The organism is Sorangium sp. So ce1504, from assembly GCF_051521635.1.
GTDB lineage: Bacteria > Myxococcota_A > Polyangia > Polyangiales > Polyangiaceae > Sorangium > Sorangium cellulosum_B.
The window spans coordinates 12,518,885-12,536,354 of the sequence record NZ_CP150365.1 but is presented as its reverse complement, the minus strand read 5'-3'; the positions used below and the strand labels follow the sequence as shown (position 1 = coordinate 12,536,354).

The window sequence follows — 17,470 nt, the reverse complement described above, 5'->3', positions numbered from 1 at the left end:
GAGCACGCCCGCACCGCGCGGAGCGCTGCGCGCACCTCGCCCGCGGGCTCTTCAGCGGACGAGCGCCTCGACGATCTCGCGGATCTCGAACGGCTTGCGCACCCAGGAGACGCCGGCGTTCGCAGGGAGAGGATCGGCGCCGGCGCTGCCGGACATGACCACGAGCCGCACGTCCGGGTTGGCCCTGCGCACGGCGGAGACGGTGCCGAGGATGTCCTGCTGGATGGGCGAGATGTCGAGCAGCGCAGCCTGGAACGGCCCGGAGGCGAGGGCCCCCGGGAGCTCGACCGCGCTCTGCACGCTGACGATGCTCGCGCCGCGCGCGGTGAGCGCCGTGTCGAGCAGATCCACCACCGCGTCGTCGTCCTCGACCACCAGGATCCTGACGCCATCAAGGATCGTCCCGTGCTGCGGCGGCGACGTCATCATGTTCCGCGGCACAGGCGGCTTTTCCTCGGCTCCTGCTTCGCCGGGCGGGGCGTCGGCGGGCGGCGTGTCCTCGGCGGGCCAGCGCAGCTCGAAGCGAGCGCCTTCCTCCGAAGGCACGAGCGCGAGCGCGCCGCCGGCAGCGCTCGCCAGCGCTGCGGAGTGGCGGAGACCGATGCCCGCTCCGCCAGGCCGCGTCGAGACGCCGGAGCTCAGCAGCGTCGCTCGGCGCGACAGCGGGACGCCGGGCCCCTGGTCCGCGACGCCGATGACGACCGCGGCGCCCTCCAGCCTGGCATCGACACGGACGGACGAGCCGCGGGGCGACAGCGCCACGGCGTTGAGCAGGAGGTTCGTCAAGATCTGCACGACCGCAGCGCCGTTGCTCACGCCGGTGCGCGCGACCGCGGGCTCGATCACCGCGCGGAGCGCGATCGCCGAGCGGCGCGCCTCGGGCTCGAGCCCCATCACGGCGTCGTCGATGACGTCGGCGATCAGGCGCGCCGGCTCCCCCAGCGGCCTCGACGCGACCTCGCCGTCGCCGGCCGGACGCCCCTCGGCGCCGATGGCCCGCCGGATCAGGCGGCGAGCGTCGCGGGCGCGGGACGCGGCGACGCCGAGCGCGCGGCCCAGCTCGGGGCCTTGCTCGCCCTGCGCGCGCTCGATGCACCCCACGATGACCGTGAGCGCGTTGGAGACCTCGTGCAGCGCGATCGCGAGCTCCTGCGCAGACGGAAGCGAGGTCCCGGTCGCGCGCTCCTCGTCGGCGCGCTGGCCCAGGTCGCCGCGCAGAGGAGGCGCGAGGGTCAGGCCATCCTCGGTTGAAGGCTCCGATGTCCCACCGCGCGTCGGCTGCGCCACGGGCGTTAGCCTATCTCGCTCCGCGCTGAGCTGGTACCGCCCTTTTTCGCTCCGACTTCACCGGGACATCGATGGGGGGAGCGGCAGTACATAGGAGCCATCGGCCGCCGACCGGGTCTCGCCGATCTGGATGCCCCTCGTCTCCGGCGCTGTCGCGCCCTGGACCGGCAGCCAGGCCACGACCGTGGCGTCGCCGAGCCGGGCGCCCGACGCGTCGCGGACGACGCCCTGGAGCACGGCCGGGAACGAGATGGCGAGCTCGAGGTCGGTGACCGCGGCGTCCATCGCAGAGACCGTTAGGCGCGGCCTGACGAGCCACGGGAAGGCGGAGCCGGGCGTCGGGCGGACCGAGAAGTCGAACTCCCCTGGGTCGATGCCGATCGAGAACGCGCCCTCACGGAGGACCCCGGACGCCTGCCGGGGCAGCAGCGGCCCGGGCGTCAGCACCTGGCCGATGTAGGGCGTGACCTGGCCGCGGGCAGGGACCGCGAACACGCTGGCGCCGTCCATCAACTCGCCCATGGGCCCCTGGACGCGGCCGCGCAGCGTCCCGGCCTCGGGGATGACGACCGACTGACCGCAGTAGCAGTCGTCGCCGGCGGCGAACTTGAGCGGCTGCTTGACGGCCGCCTTGGTGGTGTCGTTGATCGGCTGCGCGAAGAGGACGTACTCGCCTGGCGGGAGATCGGCACGGAAGAGGCCGTTCGCGTCGGTCTCGGTGTCCAGCTTGTAGGCGGCGGTGGGCGCCCTGTCGATGATGGCGCTCTGGATACGGACGGCGGAGAGCACCGGGTTGCCGTTCACGTCGAGCGTCTGACCTTCCACGCGGCGCGCCGCCGCGTCGAGCTGGAGGAGCGACAGGTCCAGGTTCCCCGTGGAGCCCTGGAGCGCGAGCGCAGCGAGCTCCCAGTAGACCGTGGGCCTCGGCACGCCGTCCTTCGGACGCAGCCGGATGAGCGGACTCCTGTCCTTGTCGGTCCAGTAGAACTTCACGCTGAACCCGACCTGCGTCGCGGTCGCCGGCGGGTCGGGCTCGGCCTGTTCGAGGAGGCCTACCTGGGAGAGGACGCTGCCTGTCACCGGGTCGACGAGATCGAGCTTCCACCCGTCGACGCGCACGCCCTCAGGCACCTGCAAGCTGCCCTGGAGCACGGCGGGCGCCTCGGCGTTGATGCCGAGCGTCCACTGCTCGGGGACCACCTGGTTCGGCAGGAAGATCGGCGGGGGGATGTCGTCGAGGCAGTCGGCGCGCGCCTGCGGCATCAACGAGATGTGGTAGTCGCCTGCGGGGATCGAGAGCTGGAATCTCTGGCCGTCGATGCCGTCCGGCTCCGAGAGCGTCGAGTAGCTCTGGGTGGGCAGGCCCAGGATCGGCGCGATGCGCCGGAACTCGACCTTCACGGGGAACTGCCCGCCGGTCAGGGGAGGCAGCCCGCCGGTGCGGTTCTCGCAATAGGAGCCGCCGAGGCGCACCGTGGCCTTCACGCTCGCGGGCATGGGGATCGTGAGATCGACGGAATGCACCTGCCCGCCAGGGTCCTGAGGAGGGAAGCCGCTCGCTGCATCGATGGCGAGGAGATGGGAGACCTCCGCGCCCAGCTCGGGCGAGGCGCGCGGCCGGATCTCGAGGATGAGCCCGTCGAGGTTCGCGCTCGTCGAGACGCACGCGCGTTGCCCGCTGACATCGGCGCAGGTCGCCCCCGGGCCGCACTCGACCGACCTGTCGCAGGCGTTCAAGGGGGCGGAGTCCGCCATTTCGAGGGGAATGCCGCAGGCCACCGAGGTCGGTAGGCAGGCGAGCAGCGCGGCGCACACGACGTGTCGCGCGCTCACGACGCCCTCCTCGCCAAGGACGCAGCGCGCGCAGCGCGGAGCAGAAACCGCCCCCGTGGCGGTGCGGCGGGAGAGCGCCGCGGCTCCGCGGAGACGCCGGCGACCGGTGGCCGCCGAGCTGAGGAGAGCGACGCGCGGAGCCCGAACGGGTCCGCACCCGAGCAGGCGCAGGGGAAAATCACACCCGAACGAGAAGGCGATGTTCGTGCCAACCGACAGACGGCGTTCCGGGCAGCGTGTGGCATGCATCCGCTCGACAGGGCGCCGCGCAACCAGCGGCGGCGCTGTGACAACGCTGTCGCGTCGAGACGGATGCGCCGATGCGGCCACCCCGCACTCATCGCAAAAAGGCGAAGCGCGGACATGCACACGGGAAAGCTCGGGTGAGACGGGATACGAACGGGCTCCGGTCGGCGCTGCGGGGGCGCGAGGTCTGCGAGGAACATGACGCCACCGACGTCCGCGCAGCGGGTGCCGCGGCGCCTATGTGCCTGCACGGAAGCGCGAGCTTCCCGTGTCGACCCGCCGGAGTGAAGGCACCGTACCAGGCTGCCATCGCGCTTCGGCGTACTCCATCCGCGTCGCGAGGCGTACGAGATCGGCGATCTCGGGGACCGCCGCGCAGGCCGCGGCGAGCCCTTCGGGGTCGGAGAGCGGGACCGCCAGCTCCAGGCCGCGCTCCTTGAGGGTCGCGCGCACGGCCGTGGCGACGTTGCCCGCGGCGAAGAGGCCAGCGCGGCGCATCGCGGTGCGGGTCGTCTTGACGGCCCCCTCGTAGGTGATCTTGTCGGCGCTGTCGCAGATCTCGCGGAGGCGACGCTCTGCGCGCGGGGGGATGAGCTGCCAGAGGTTCTGCTCGAGCCGCACCACGGCCGGATTGCCGCGGGCGCTGTGCGCGGTGGCCTCCAGGGGCCCGAACGCGGCGACGATGGCGGAGAGCAGCGTGCGGAGCTCATCCTCCGAGCTGGTGTTCACCAGGACATGGTCGGGCATGGCGCCAGCGAGCTGAGCGCCGAGCAGGTAACGCAGCTCGGGGGTGTCCTCGCGGACCTCGCCCCGCAGCAGCACGGCCGGCGGGTTGACCCGGACGACCTGCCCCTCCGGCGGCGACGGAGCAGGCAAGGGCGCGCGCTGGTGGAAGAGCGCGGTGCGCAAGAGGCCGAGGTGAGCGGCCATGACGCCGTAGATCTCCCCGAGGAGGGTGGGCGATGTCGGCTGGATCCGCTCGGAGGGGACGAGCCCGGACTGGCCTGCGTCGCGGCGGTAGAGGCCCGTCTCCCAGACGATCGCGAGCGCCTCGTTGACCGGCGATTCCAGATCGCGGAAGAGCAGCGCGCTCACGAGCTCCGGCGCGTCGCGCTGCGCGGCGAGGGGCGGCGGCGTGACGACGCCCTCGCCGGGCCGATCGGACGGCTCGTCACCGTCGAAGGCGCGCAGCACGTGCTCGATGGCGCGGGCGTAGGTCATGTTCTTGTCGGTGATCGCGGCCGCCTGGAGGCGCTCCAGGGTGCCCCGATCGCCGAGGCGCAGGTGGGCCTGCATCCGTCGGACCGCCAGCGCCTCCCGGGAGCGATCGTCGCGCGGAGCGAAGCTCTTGATGAGCCGCTCGCCAGCGTCGTACGAGCCCGCGGCGAGCTCGCGGAAGAGCGCTGCCTCCTCGAAGCTCTCGGCCGCGGACGGCGACCACGCGGCCACGAGCCGCGTCGCGGAGGAGGGCGGCTGGATCGACGCCGGGGCGGAGACCGGAGGCCCGGGCTGCGGCGCGCCGGCGCTGGAGCGGCCCGACGCGGCGCCGCCGCGCGCGGCGTTGCTCTCCGCGGCACCTGACACGGCGCTCGGTGACGGCGCCGGCGAGGCGGCGGTGCTCGCCGTCCCGTCGAGCAGATCGTCGTCCGACACCGCGGGAGAGGTGGATTGCGACGGGTCGTCGGCGATCAACCCCTCGTCGAGCGGATCGTTGAGCTCGACGAGATCGAGGTGCGGGTTGCTCGAGGCCGGCGCGCCGCCGCTCGACGGCGCGCGGCTGCTCGCCGGCCCGACCCCGCTCGACGGCGCGCGGCTGCTCGCCGGCCCGACCCCGCTCGACGGCGCGCGGCTGCTCGCCGGTCCGACCCCGCCCGACGGAGCGCGGCTGCTCGCCGGTCCGACCCCGCTCGACGGCGTACGGCTGCTCGCCGGTCCGACCCCGCCCGACGGAGCGCGGCTGCTCGCCGGCCCGACCCCGCTCGACGGCGTACGGCTGCTCGCGGGTCCGGCGCCGTTCGCCGCCGACGCAGCGCTGGGCGGCGCCTCTGGTGCCGCCTGGACCGGCTCCGCCGCGGCTGTCCGGAGCGTCGCAGCCTGGGGCACGTCCTCGGGAGGCAGGGTCGCCCGCTCGCTGGCCAGCTCGGCGTTCAGCTCGGCGATCTTCAGCCCCAGCGAGCGATCCGAGCCCGCGAGCACTGTGGCCTGCGAGAGGATCTTCGCTGCGCGATCCGGGTCGCTCGACACGTGCAGGCGCGCGAGCTGCATCAGCGCGCGCGCGCGATCGATCCCCGAGCTCTGCGCGGCGAGCTCTTCGAGCGCCTTCCGGGCGGCCTCGGGCTCACCTCGCGCAGCCGTGAGCTCCAGCTGGCGGCGCAGCGCCAGCGTGCGCGTCTCCGGCTCCGCCGCGGCCTCCTCGAGCAGGCGCGCGGCCGCCTCGAGATCGCCGGCGTTCTGAGCGGTCTCGGCGGCGGCGAGCGCGACCCGGCCGCGCGCGCGCATCCCCTGGAGATCGCCGCCGAGCGCACGATCGAACAGCGGGAGGGCGGCAGAGAAGTTCCGCTTCAGGGCCAGGCGCTCCGCCATGCCGAGCGCGACCAGCGTGCTCGGGCCGACCTCGGCGTGGCGCCGGGTCAGCTCCCGCATACCGGCGCCGTGGCCCTGGATGACGTCGAGCGTCTCGGCGAGCAGGAACGCGTGCAGGTCGACGTGCGCCGGGCGCAGGCGCGGCGCGATGCGGCCGAGCTCCTCCACCGCGGCCTGCGCGTCGCGCGGCGTCCCGGTCCCGCGCAGCCGATACTCGATGCGGCGCGCCTCGAGGACGGCGTCGGGCGACTCCGGGGCGAGCTTCACGGCGCGGCGAGCGCGCTCGAGCGCCGTCGCGTCGTCCCCGAGCATCGAGGTGGCGCGCGCCGCCTCGACCAGCAGCTGCGCGCGCCGGTCGGGGACGTCGCGCGACGCGCTGGCGAGCTGATCGAGCGCCGCGGCGAGCGCGTGGCCGTCCCCCTCCCGGCGGGCGATCTCGACGCGGAGCTCGATCACGGCCTCGCGCGGCGCGATGCGAGCGACGCTCTCCAGCGTGTCCTTCGCGGACTCGACGTCCCCGCCGCCGAGGTAGCTGCTGCACGCGCGGAGGCTGTACTCGGCCCGCTCGTCGGTGGTCGTCGCGAGATCGCCCAGCCTGCACCAGAGCGGGGCGGCGCGGAGCGGCGTCCCGAGCCGCTCGTGGATGTCCGCGAGGAACCTCAGCGCGCTCACGTCGTCCGGTGACGCCGCGAGCAGGGCCTCCAGCTCGGCGCACGCCTCGTCGAGGAGGCCGAGGCGCTGCTCGAGCAGGGCGGCGCGCCGGAGCCGCAGCGCGCGCCGCGTGTCCGGCAGCGGGGCCGCCTCGATGCGGCGCGCGAGGAGGGCGGCGACCGCGGCGTGATCGCCGCGGTCGCTCGCGTCCTGCTCGACGACCTCGACGGCGTGCATGTCGGTGAGATCCAGCCGGGCGATCGCCTCGTAGAGCGCCACCGCAGCGCCGCGATCGCCGAGCTCCTGGGCCAGCGGCGCGAGCTCACGGAGCACGACCAGCCGCTCCTCGTCGCCGCTCAGGATGCCCTGGAGGCGCGTGAGCACGTCGAAGAGCCGCTGGCGATCGTCGGTGCTCCGCGCGAGCCGGATGAGCTCGTCGATGTGCGCCTTGTCGAAGGGCGTCCTCTGGGCGGCCTCCATGAGGAGCTCCACCGCGCCATGGAGATCGCCGCCGGCGGCGAGGATGCCGGCGTGCTCGCGCGTCAACCCGAGGCGGACGGCATCCGGCAGATCGATGCGCGCGAGCTCGGACTGGACGAGCGTCTCGAGATCGGCGCTGCGACGTTCGGCCGCGTACAGCCGGCGCAGCCGGGTGACGACCTCGTTGCGCGTCTCGCCCACGAGCTGCCCGCCGGCGAGCGCCCGCTCCAGGGCGACGGTGGCCTCGGCGCGCTGGCCCTCGCGCTCGTGTTTGTCGGCGAGGTGCAGCAGCGCCTCGAGTCGCCGCGCGACCGGCAAGGCGTCGTCCAGCGAGCGCTTCAGCGCCTCGTCCCCGCTGGCCTCGACGGCCCCCTCCGCCTCGTACGCGAGCGCGTCGTCCTCCGGCGCGCGCCGGGCGGCCTCCACGAGCAGCGCCGCGGCGACCGGCGGCACGTTCAGGGCGCCAGCGAGCTTGCTCGCCCACCTGAGCAGGCCCGGACCGACGCTCGAGTGCGGCCTCATCGCTGCGGCGTACACCGCCGCGACGAGGTGCGACGCCGGCTCGGTCTGCCGCGCGAGCTCGCCCACGATGTCGAGGAGCGTCTGGAACTCGTCGACGTCGCCGTCGGCGAGCATCGCGCGCTCGATCGCGGCGAGCGCGAGCGCGGGCGAGTCGAGGACGGCGACGGCGATGCGCGCCATCGCGAGCCCCGCGCGGGCCCCCTCGGGGCCGTCGAGCTTCGCGATGCTCGCCTTGACCGCGCGGTCGAAGCGGATGGCCTCGACCTCCGGCTGCCCCGTGCACGCGATGAGATCGCGGATGGCCGCGCCGACGTCCTCGACGAGCGCCGCATCCGGGCGTACGACCAACGCGCGGAGCAGGATGTCGAGGCGCAGCCGGAGGCCCTCCTCCGTGCGGCCGGTGAGGGCCGCGGCGCGCTTCAACCACGCATTGCGCGACGCCGGATCGGCCGTCGTCGCCACCCGCTCGAGCGCGCGCACGGCGTCCGACGGCTCGCCGACGTGCTCGGCGAGCCGAGCGAGCAGCACGTACGAGGTGCCCTCGGTCGGGACCGCCTCGAAGCTGGCCACGGCGTGCGCGAGCGCGAGCTCGAACGCGCCGCGCCTCTCCAGCTGCCGCGCCGCGCGGTAATGGGCGGCGCGGCGGCCGTAGCAGCCCAGGGCCGCGTCGGCGAGCAGCCGGTAGGTCTTGTCGAGGACGACGACGCCGCCGTCGGCGTCCGCCGATTTCTCGACCAGCGCGACGGCGTCCGCGCGGAGGGGATCGAGCTCGATCGCGCTCGCCGCCGCGGAGAGCGCGCGCTCGGGCAGGCCGTGCTCGTGCGCCAGGTTGGCGGCCTCGATCAGCAGGTTGGCGCGCCTGCGCCGCTCGGGCCCGACGTCGCCCGACCACCTGTTCTCGTCCGCGGCGGGCTGCGCTCCCCTCTCGCTCCGCGCCTCCGCGGCGCGCGCGACGATCGCCTCGATCGCCGCCTCGACGCCCGCGAACTCGCACATGTCCCGCGCGTAACGCTCGGTGCCGCCGCTCGGCGCGAGCTCGCTCGCGCGGAAGAACGCCTCCTCGGCGCCCCGGTGATCCTCCGCCAGGTCCCAGCGCAGGCTGCCGAGCTCACGCCACGCGGCCGCGGCCTCCGCCGCCGCGCCGGCGCCCTGCGCGGTGAACGCCCGGGCCTTCGCCTCGGCCAGCGCGATGGCGCCGTCGGAGCTGAGCCCCTTCGCGTCGAGCAGCGACGACTCGAGGCGCTGGACCCGCGCGAGGATCTCGTGAGGATCCGCCTGCACCGCGGCTGCGCGCGCGAGCTCCTGCGCTGCCCCGTCCGGATCGCCGCCGTCGAGCCGGCAATCGGTGAGCATGAACATCAGCTCGGGGGCGTGCGCTGCAGTGATCTCGACGGCCAGCCACCGCTCGAGCACGGTCACCGCGAGGTGAGGGTCGCCCGCCCGGCGCGCGAGCTCCAGCAGCCGCTCGCGCAAGAGCGGGTTCTGCGGGCCGAAGACGTCGAGCGAGCGCCTCGCGAGCGCCGTGCCGCGCTCGGGATCGAGGTCGTAGAGGGCGTGCAGCGCGCTCGCCAGCGCCGCCGCCATCTCGCCGAGCGGCTTGGGCTGCGCCAGGATCCACGCGAGCGCGTCCGAGAGCCGGGCCGCGTCGCCGGCGGCCGCGGCGCGGCGGATGAGCTCCGCGGTCGCCTGGGGGCACCCTGGCCGCAGCGCGAGCCAGCGCTGGGTCCACGCGAGCGCGAGCGGCAGCTCGCCCAGCGCCTCCAGCGCCCTCGCGAGGCCGTCGCAGAGCGCGCCGCGCGGGAACACCGTGGTGATGGAGCGCTCGATCGCGGCCGCCACCGCCCGGTCGACCTCGAACGGAGGCGCCTCGCCGGCCTCCGCGGCGGCGGCGAGATCTGCCGTGAGGATGGAGGCGAGCGTGGCCACGGCGCGCGCGGACGACGGATCGGCCTCGCAGGCGAGCAGCGCGACCTCGCGCGAGGGCGCCGCCTCGCGCGCCCGCTGCGTCCGGTGGTAGAGCGCCGCGGCGATCGAGAGCAGCACCGCGCGCAGCGCCGGCCAGACCGGCGCGGCGAGCTGCACGAGCGCGTCGGCGCGCTCCCGCAGGCGCCCGGTCCGCGTGGCCAGCACGAGCGCGGCGCTCGCCGCGCCGCGGTGCCCCGGGGCCTCGCCGAGCAGCGGCAACACCTCGTCCAGGGCGCGGGCGTCCTGGCCTTGCCGCCGGGCGATCGCCGACAGGAGGAGCCTTACGCGCACCAGCTCGACCCGCGTCAGCGAGGCCGCGCGGATCGCCTCGGACCTCGCGGAGCGCGCGCCCTCGGCCTCCGAGGACGCCCGCGTCGCCTCGGCCAGCCGCGCGCGGAGCAGGGCGTCGAGCGCGGCGCCTCCCCCGGTCCGCCGGCTCAGCCGATCGAGCGCCAGCAGGCAGCCGCGGTCGGCCGGCAGCGCCCGCGAGAGCCCCACGAGCGCCTCCTCGTAGGCCGCGCGCTCCTTCGGGCGGCCGCGGTAAATCACGACGAGCCGGCGGAGCGCGTCGATCCGCCCCTCGGCGGTGTCCGCGCCGCGGAGCGCGCGCTGCGCCGCGGCGAGCGCCTCGTCCTGCCCCTTGAGCCGATCGGCGATCCGCTGGAGCCCTGCCTCGGCGTGCGTCGGGTCGCCGCCGACGTCTCTCAGCGCCTCGAGCGCCCAGCGCGCGAGGCCGGGGTCGCCGATCTTCTCTTCCGCAAGGCGCGCGAGCTCCGAGAGCGCGTCGATCCGCCCCGCCGCGTCCTCCGTCGCCCTCGCGTCCGAGCCCTCGCCGATGCGGATGAGCGCCTCGACGAGGGGCGCCATGTCGTGCAGCGTCGCCGCGTGGTCGCGCAGCGCGGAGCGCGCGGCGGCGCTGCCGGAGTCGCTCGCCGCGGCCTCGATCCAGGCCTCCACGGCGCGATCGGGGCTCGCGAGCGGGCCAGCGTGGAGCCGCGCGAGCGCCACGTACGCCTCGGCCCTCGACGCCCCGACCCGCTGCTCCGCCCTGAGCTCGATCCGCGCGGCCACGAGCTCGTAGAGCCCCGCCTGCTCGAGCACCTCGTCGATCGCGCGGGCGGCGTCGCCGTCGATCGCCCCGTCGAGGCCCGCGTCGAGCACGCACCCGACGGCGCGCGCCCAGTCGCCCTCGCTCGTCGCGCCCTGGAGCCGGTGGCCGTGCACCTCCATCGCGCGTCGCAGGGCGGAGGGGCCAGGGGCCTCGCCCTCGCCGCGAGGCGCCCGCGCCGCGAGCGCGTCGGCGTGCGTCCGGAGCACCTCGTCGGCCGCGCCCTGCCGGCTGCGCAAAAACAGCGCGGCCGCCATGGCCTTGGCGGCCATGTCGTCGTGAGGCGCAATCTCGAAGGCGCGCAGGCGATCCTCGAACGCCGCCTCCCGCTCCCGCGCGGCTTCGCGCCGCTTGGCCGCCTCCAGGTACGCCTTCGCCGCGGCCGCGGGGAACACCTCGTCCGACGCCCAGGCCGCGATCGTGCCGAGCAGCTCGCTCGCCATCGCGTCGTCCGGGGCGAGCTCGCTCGCCTCTTCGAGCGCGTCGACCGCGCCCGCGACGTCGCTGGCGCGCGCGAGGAGCACGGCGATCTTCACCAGCATCCGCGCCGTCGCGCCGGGCGGCTGCGCGTCGTCGCGGAGGCCGCGCAGCGCCGCGGCGGCCAGGGCTGGCTCGCCCAGCCCGGCCAGCCAGCCGGCGAGCTCGCTCCTCATCGCCGGGTCGTCGCCCAGCGAGAGCGCCCGGCGCGCCAGCACCGTCGCCTGGTCCAGCTCGACGCCGCGCGCGGCGAGGATCCTCGCGAGGGCGAGGGCTGCCTCGCGCTCCCCTTGCGCGTCGCCGGCGGCGCGGCGCTCGTCCACCCGCGCGCGCCAGTAGGCCTCTTCAGCCCGCGGGCCGCGGTGGCGCGACACCGGCGCGATCGCCCGGGCCCCTGCGAGGACCAGCTGCCCCGCAGAGGCGGGCCCGGCAGGATCCATCAGCTCCGGCGAATGCAGCGACCTCCTCGCGCCCGACGCTGATGCTGCCCGATCCGGAGGTGAAGAGCTCATTTCGGCGACCCGCTTCGGGTATGCTGAACCCGCCCAGCCTACCAGAACGACCGAGGTACAAGGCCAATCTTCCGGCGCAATCTCGCGCTTTACCGGAGCGTCACCGCGAACGGTAACACCGTGAGCGCCCTCTCTCCGGCCAGGAGAGGCGCCATGGAGGCGGCGAAGGTCCCGACCTCCGGCGCGACGCCGAGCCACTCCGGCAGGAGGACGGAAGCCATCGCCTCCCGCGCGCGCTCCTTGAGCGCTGCACGGTCGGGAGCCCGAGCGCTGCCCTCGTTGGCTTCGTCGCCGGTCGCCAGGAGCTCCAGCAGCCCGCCGTCGTCCTGCTCGATCTCGACCGGCGCGTCCGTCGGCAGCTCCGCCAGCTCACGCGCGAGCGCGATCGCTCGCTCCAGGCCGCCGAGCTCATCGACGAGCGAGCGCCCTGCAGCCTCGACCCCGCCGAAGATCCGTCCCTCCGCCGACGGCGCGATCGTCTCCAACGGGAGGTTCCGTCCCGCCGTGATGCGCTTCAGGAACAGATCGTAAACCGCCTCCATGGAGGCGAGCACACGGGCGCGTGTGGGCTCGTCCCAGGGTGTGAGCGCCGACATGTACGCGGCGCGCGCTGCCCGCTGAGGATCCGGGTTGGCCGCGACCGTCTCTGCGTTGATCCCGATGTCCGCAAGCGCCTTCCCGACGGCGAACTTGCCGCCCACGACGCCTATCGAGCCGATGATGCTCGTCCGCTCGGCGACGATCTTGGTGCCAGCGCAGGCGAGGTAGTAGCCGCCGCTCGCGGCCATCCCGCCGATCGAGACGACCAGCGGCTTCTGCTGCCGCAGCCGCATCAGCTTCTGCCAGAGCAGATCCGAGGCCAGCGCCGAGCCGCCGGGCGAGTCGATCCGGAGCACGACCGCCTTCGCGCTCTGATCCTCGGTGAGGCGCGTGATCGTTTGCCCGAGCTCGCGCTCGCCGATCCCGTCCGACGAGCCGATGGGCATCCCCTTGGCGCTCATGGTGATGCCGCCGATCGCCGGGACGACCGCCACATGCGGCGTCCCCAGCGAGCTCGCCCCGGAGACCGAGCGGAACACGTCCACGAGGCTCCGGGAGAAGCTCGCATCGCGCGGCGCGCCGCCGAACCGAGGCACGGAGCGCTCGGTGCCAGCGAGCTTCTTCGCGTCCTCGGTCGCGGACTCGAGATCGCCGATCTCGTCCACGAGCGCCCTCGCCTTCGCCTCTTCAGGCGCGAACGGGCCGTCCTCGAGGGCCTCCCGGAGCTCCTCCTTGCCGCGCCCCTCCACGATGGCCGACAGCCACGCCGCGCGGACCCCGCCGAGCGCGGACTCGAGCGATCGACGTGCCTCGGGGCTCGCCCCTTCCCGCGTGAACGGCTCGCTCGCGCCCTTGAACTTCCCCACCTGGAGGAAGTCGACATCCACGTTGAGCTTGTCGAGGAGCCCCTTCGCGAACACCAGCTGCGCCGCGATCCCCACCGTGTCGACCTGCCCGGCAGGGCTGAGCCAGAGCTTGCTGCAGGCGATGGACGCCAGCAGCATGGTCGCGTTGTTGTACTCGTCCGCGTGGCACACGACAGGTCGCCCCGCCGCGCGGACATCGCCGAGGATCCGGCCGATCTCGTGGGCCCGCGCGAACGCGAGGCGCGCGCTCCCGAGCCGCACGAGGAACCCCTTCGCGCTCGCGGACTCGGAGAGCGCTCGCAGCGACTGCACGAGCTGCGCGTGGGTCCTGCCGCTCGGCGGGCCGAAGAGCGACGCGGACGCGCTCTCGGGGAGCCCGCGCGAGAGATCGATCTCGATGACCGCCGGCTCGTCGAGGCCCGCCGCGGCGGGCGCCGGCAGCGCCGCCGCCCGCTCTCTCCCGGTGCACCCAGCCATCGATGCCGCCACGGCGAGGGCGCCGACGCCGGTCCACCGCACCCCTCGAGCTCGGCGCTTATTCATGCTTCATTCCAGGCAGATCCGAGGTGTCGATCGGCGGCGCCGTCGCTCCAGGCGCGGCGGTCGGCGGCGGATGCACGCCGGGCAGATCGCTCGTATCGATGGTGCCGCCCGGGGCGACGTAGTCGTCGGGCACGCGGCCGTCGTCCGGCGCCGCCTCCGGCCCGCGCCGAGGGCGCCCCGGCGCGGCCGGCGGGCTCGCGGGAGGAGCGCTCGCCGCGGCCTGTGGGCTCGGCGGAGGAGCGCCCGCCTGCGGGCTCTCCGCGTGCGCGCTCGACGCCGGCTCGGTGACGCCTCCTGGCTCGCCCTGCGCCTTTTCGAGCCGGTCGATGAAGGCCCGGAGCGGGCGCGCGAGCGGGTGCGGCCGGCTCGTCGCCAGCAGGCGCTCGTTCTCGGCGCGCGCGGCCGCGGGATCGCCGGACCTCGCGAGCGCATAAACGAGGAGCGCCCGCGCTCGCCCGGGGCTCTGCTCGATGCTCGCCGCCGTCCGGAGCCGCTCGACGACGGCGGCCCAGCTCGGATGAGCCTCGGCGAGATCGAGCGCGGCCAGCGTCAGCGCGCTCTCCGGCTGCGCGCTCTCGGCCGAGATCGCGCCGACGAGCTTCCGCGCGGAGGCGAGGTCGCCCCGCATGCGGAGCAGATCGATCGCCGCGCGGGTCACCTCGGCGTTCGCCGGCGCGACGCGCCGCGCGTGCTCGACCGCCTTGCGGGCGCGCTCGATCGCGATGTCGAGCTCGTGCCGCACCGTGTCCAGATCCGCGTCCCCTGCGGCGAGCAGCTGCAGCCGCAGCCACCGCACGTCCGCGTTCACCGTCTCGACCCGGGCCAGCGCCGCCGCGACGCGCGGGTCGTCCTCGGCGAGCGCGCTCGCCTTGACGAGCTTGTCCCTCGCCGTCTCCGGATCCCCTTCGGCCAGGCTCCTCTCGCCCTCGGCGAGCAGCGCCGAGACGCGATCGTCGCTCGCCGCAGGCCGGGCCTGGACGGCCGGCTTGAGGTACTTCGGCCCGAGGGTCGCCGCGCTCACCACCATGAGGCCGACGACGATGAGGCCGACCACCCACCGCGCGATCCCCGTCCTCCTCGAGGGCAGCGACGTGATCCCCGCGTCGCCGTCCCCCTCGTCGACATAGGAGGGACGCCCCTCGGGCTCCGCGGGCGCGGTCGGCGACCCCGACGTCGCTGCCCGCCGCGACGCGTGGTCCTCGCTCGCCGCGCGCGACGCCCCGCGCCTCGCCACGGGGGCTTCTTCTCCCGGGCTGTCGGCGCGCTCGATGCGCGGCGGTGGGACGCTGTTCGGCATCCGCAGCGGAACGGCGCCTGCGGCGCGCCCCTGCCCCTCGCCGCCGGCGTCCGCGGGCCCGGGCCTGATGCTGCCCTGGCGCGCATCGGCGACCCCCGCGCCGCGGAGGGTCCGCGGCTCCTGCCGGCGCGCGGGGTGCCCGTCCGGCAGCGGCGGCGCCTCTTCCGGCGGCACCACGACCCCGGGCAGCGCGCCCGGCTTCGTCATCGCCCGCGCGGGGGCGCTGGCCTCGGAGTCGTAGCCCGCGGTCTGCGCCCCGCGGCGCGGCGACGGGCGCTCCCTGCCCGACTGGACCTCCCGCACGTCCCGAACGACCGTCTCTGCGTCGTGGATGGACTCGGGGGCGGCGTCCGCGTCGCTCTCCGCCCGCGGGAGCGGGATCGCGACCGAGCCCTCGGTCTGCGCCGGCGCCGGACCGCCGAGCCCTGGAGGCGTCAGCGACCTCGAGCGGCCAGGGAACGGCGAGGGCCCGCCGATGCCCAGCGCGGTCCCGGCCATCACGATGCTGCCCGGCCCCTTGAAGAACGGCTCCAGCTCCGCGATCGACCCGAGCCGCCGCGGCCTCGCGTTGCCGCGCGAGATCACGTCGTCGCGGGTGATCTGGCCCTGGGTGATCGCCGCCTGGAGCTCCCGGAGCATCTTGAACTCGAGCTCCCGGCCGCCGAGCGTGCGCACCACCCACTTCTCGGGGAGCGCGCCGTCGGTGCGGCGGACCTTGAACTGGAAGCCGCAGTTCGTGCACTTGACCGTCGTGCCGCGCTCCGACACGAGCGCGTCGTCGAACTCGTACTCGGTGCTGCAACGCTCGCAGGTGACATCCATCTGCTCGACCGGTCCCCGTGTCCTCGCAAACGGCTGGCCCCCCAGGCGCGAGCCTGCCGGGGTTCCTCGTTCGGAGGTAGCCGCCCGGAACTCGGCGGAACGGTAGCACGGGTTCCCCTGTGCGCCCCAAAGCGTCGCGCCGCGCCGCGCCGTCCTCCGCTTTCCTGCGCGGTTCAGGGTTCGCGGTCCCCTGCGGTCCCCCCTCCCCTGCGGTTCCCCCTCCCCTGCGTCCCCCCGCCCCCCGATGTCGCGGCCGCCGCCGCGTGACCTCCGCGAGGCACGGCACATCGGGGCCGGGCCGCGCCTCGCCTCGCCACACGCGGGCCACATGCCAACGTGAACGCGGCTTCACGGCGAGCGCGCGATCGACCGAAATGCGCCGCGACTTGCCAGGCTTGTGTGGGGCATGTCGCTTGCTACGCTCGTCCGGTCGCGACCGTCACGCGCGAGGGCGCGGCTCCTCGACGCCGGGCGGCCGAATGCTTTCGGGAGACGGTGAATGAAGCGACTTACTCTGCTGGGTCTCGCGAGCGTGCTGGCGCCCCTCCTCGCGGGTTGCCCCATCTACGACGACGACGCCGACAGCCCCTTCTGTGATGCAGTCGTCGAGGACTGCACGCCTGGCATCCCGAGCGGCTGTGACGGGCCAGCCGACTGCTGGATCAACGAGACCTGTGGCGAAGACAACAAATGCCACATCGGCGACTGCACGACCTGGGGGTGTAGCCGGGGCTTCGAGTGCGTCATCGCCGACGACCACACCGCCGCCTGCGTCGCGAGCGGCTCCTCCGGGGAGGGGGGCAGCGGCGGGGCCCCCGGCGGCGTCGTGTACTGCGGCAACCCGGACGACTGCGCCGATGGCGAGACCTGCGCGCCGGATGGCACGTGTCAGCCCGGCAGCTGCGATCAGGTCCTTCCGAGCGGCGAGCCGCTCGGCTGCATCCACGGCTATGTCTGCGAGGGCGACGAGGCCGATGCGACCTGCGTGCCGGCGACCCCGGCCGCGTGCGGCGCCGACGCCGACTGCGCCCGCCTCGGCGCGGACTACCTCTGCGTCAGCGGCATCTGCACCGCGCCTCAGGACCAGTGCTTCGATCAGACGCAGTGTCCGGTCAACAACAAGTGCGTCGAGGGCAAATGCACGCCCGCCTGCAGCGAGGACGCGGACTGCCCCAGCAGCTACCGTTGCGACGCCACCCTCGGCATCTGCTCCCGCCCTGCGCAGCCCTGCGTCATCACCGACGACTGCGGCGGCCCCTCCGCCGTCTGCGTCGACGGCGCCTGTGTTCCGAGGAGCGACGGCGCCGCCTGCCCCGAGGGCGACGTCTGGGTCGAGAACGGCTGCATCCCGAATCAGTCGAGCAACTTCGTGTGCGGCGAGGATGGAGCGCAGGACGTCTGCGCGCCGGGGTCGATCTGTCTGCATCACAGCTGCTACATCTCGTGCGACCAGCCGAACCCGAACGCCTGCGACAACCAGCCGCCCTCGCTGAGCGAGTGCAGGACGGTGGCGACGTTCTCCGGCGAGCACCAGGTCTGCGGGTCGAGCGACAACCTCGGCGGCGACTGCGATCCCGAGACGCCCTGCAGCGAAGGCAAGATCTGCATCGACGGCTTCTGCCGGTAACGCCGCGGCGCTCCTCCGCCGCGATCGCTCCTCGGGGCAGGGCAGCCCCCTGCCCTGCCCCCTCCGTGCGCAATATGCCCTTGGCATGCGCGCTGCCTCACGTCCCGCCGG

At 74.8% G+C, this 17,470-nt stretch carries 6 protein-coding genes; 1 reads left to right on the top strand and 5 read right to left on the bottom strand.

The features are described from left to right. Positions 1–51: 51 nt before the first annotated feature. The 5 genes from WMF39_RS47195 to WMF39_RS47175 all read right to left on the bottom strand — a co-directional run bounded on the left by WMF39_RS47195 (position 52) and on the right by WMF39_RS47175 (position 15,732). Positions 52–1,287: an ATP-binding protein gene (locus WMF39_RS47195; RefSeq protein WP_437742984.1), complete on the bottom strand. Its 1,236-nt coding sequence runs from the start codon at positions 1,285–1,287 to the stop codon at positions 52–54. 57 nt (positions 1,288–1,344) lie between these two features. Continuing rightward, positions 1,345–3,120 (bottom strand): carboxypeptidase-like regulatory domain-containing protein, encoded by a 1,776-nt coding sequence (locus WMF39_RS47190; protein ID WP_437742983.1) that lies wholly within the window; start codon positions 3,118–3,120, stop codon positions 1,345–1,347. Between the two features lie 483 nt (positions 3,121–3,603). Next, positions 3,604–11,592 (bottom strand): hypothetical protein, encoded by a 7,989-nt coding sequence (locus WMF39_RS47185; protein ID WP_437742982.1) that lies wholly within the window; start codon positions 11,590–11,592, stop codon positions 3,604–3,606. Positions 11,593–11,753: 161 nt separating this feature from the next. Next, positions 11,754–13,613: a S49 family peptidase gene (locus WMF39_RS47180; protein WP_437742981.1), complete on the bottom strand. Its 1,860-nt coding sequence runs from the start codon at positions 13,611–13,613 to the stop codon at positions 11,754–11,756. Continuing rightward, positions 13,606–15,732 (bottom strand): zinc-ribbon domain-containing protein, encoded by a 2,127-nt coding sequence (locus WMF39_RS47175; protein ID WP_437742980.1) that lies wholly within the window; start codon positions 15,730–15,732, stop codon positions 13,606–13,608. Before WMF39_RS47175 ends, WMF39_RS47180 begins: the two co-directional genes overlap by 8 nt. A 499-nt stretch (positions 15,733–16,231) precedes the next feature. On the opposite strand from WMF39_RS47175, the gene WMF39_RS47170 reads away from it, so the two are divergent. Beyond that, the gene (locus WMF39_RS47170) at positions 16,232–17,359 is read left to right on the top strand and encodes a hypothetical protein (protein WP_437742979.1); all 1,128 of its coding nucleotides are present in this window, start codon (positions 16,232–16,234) and stop codon (positions 17,357–17,359) included. Positions 17,360–17,470: the final 111 nt, after the last annotated feature.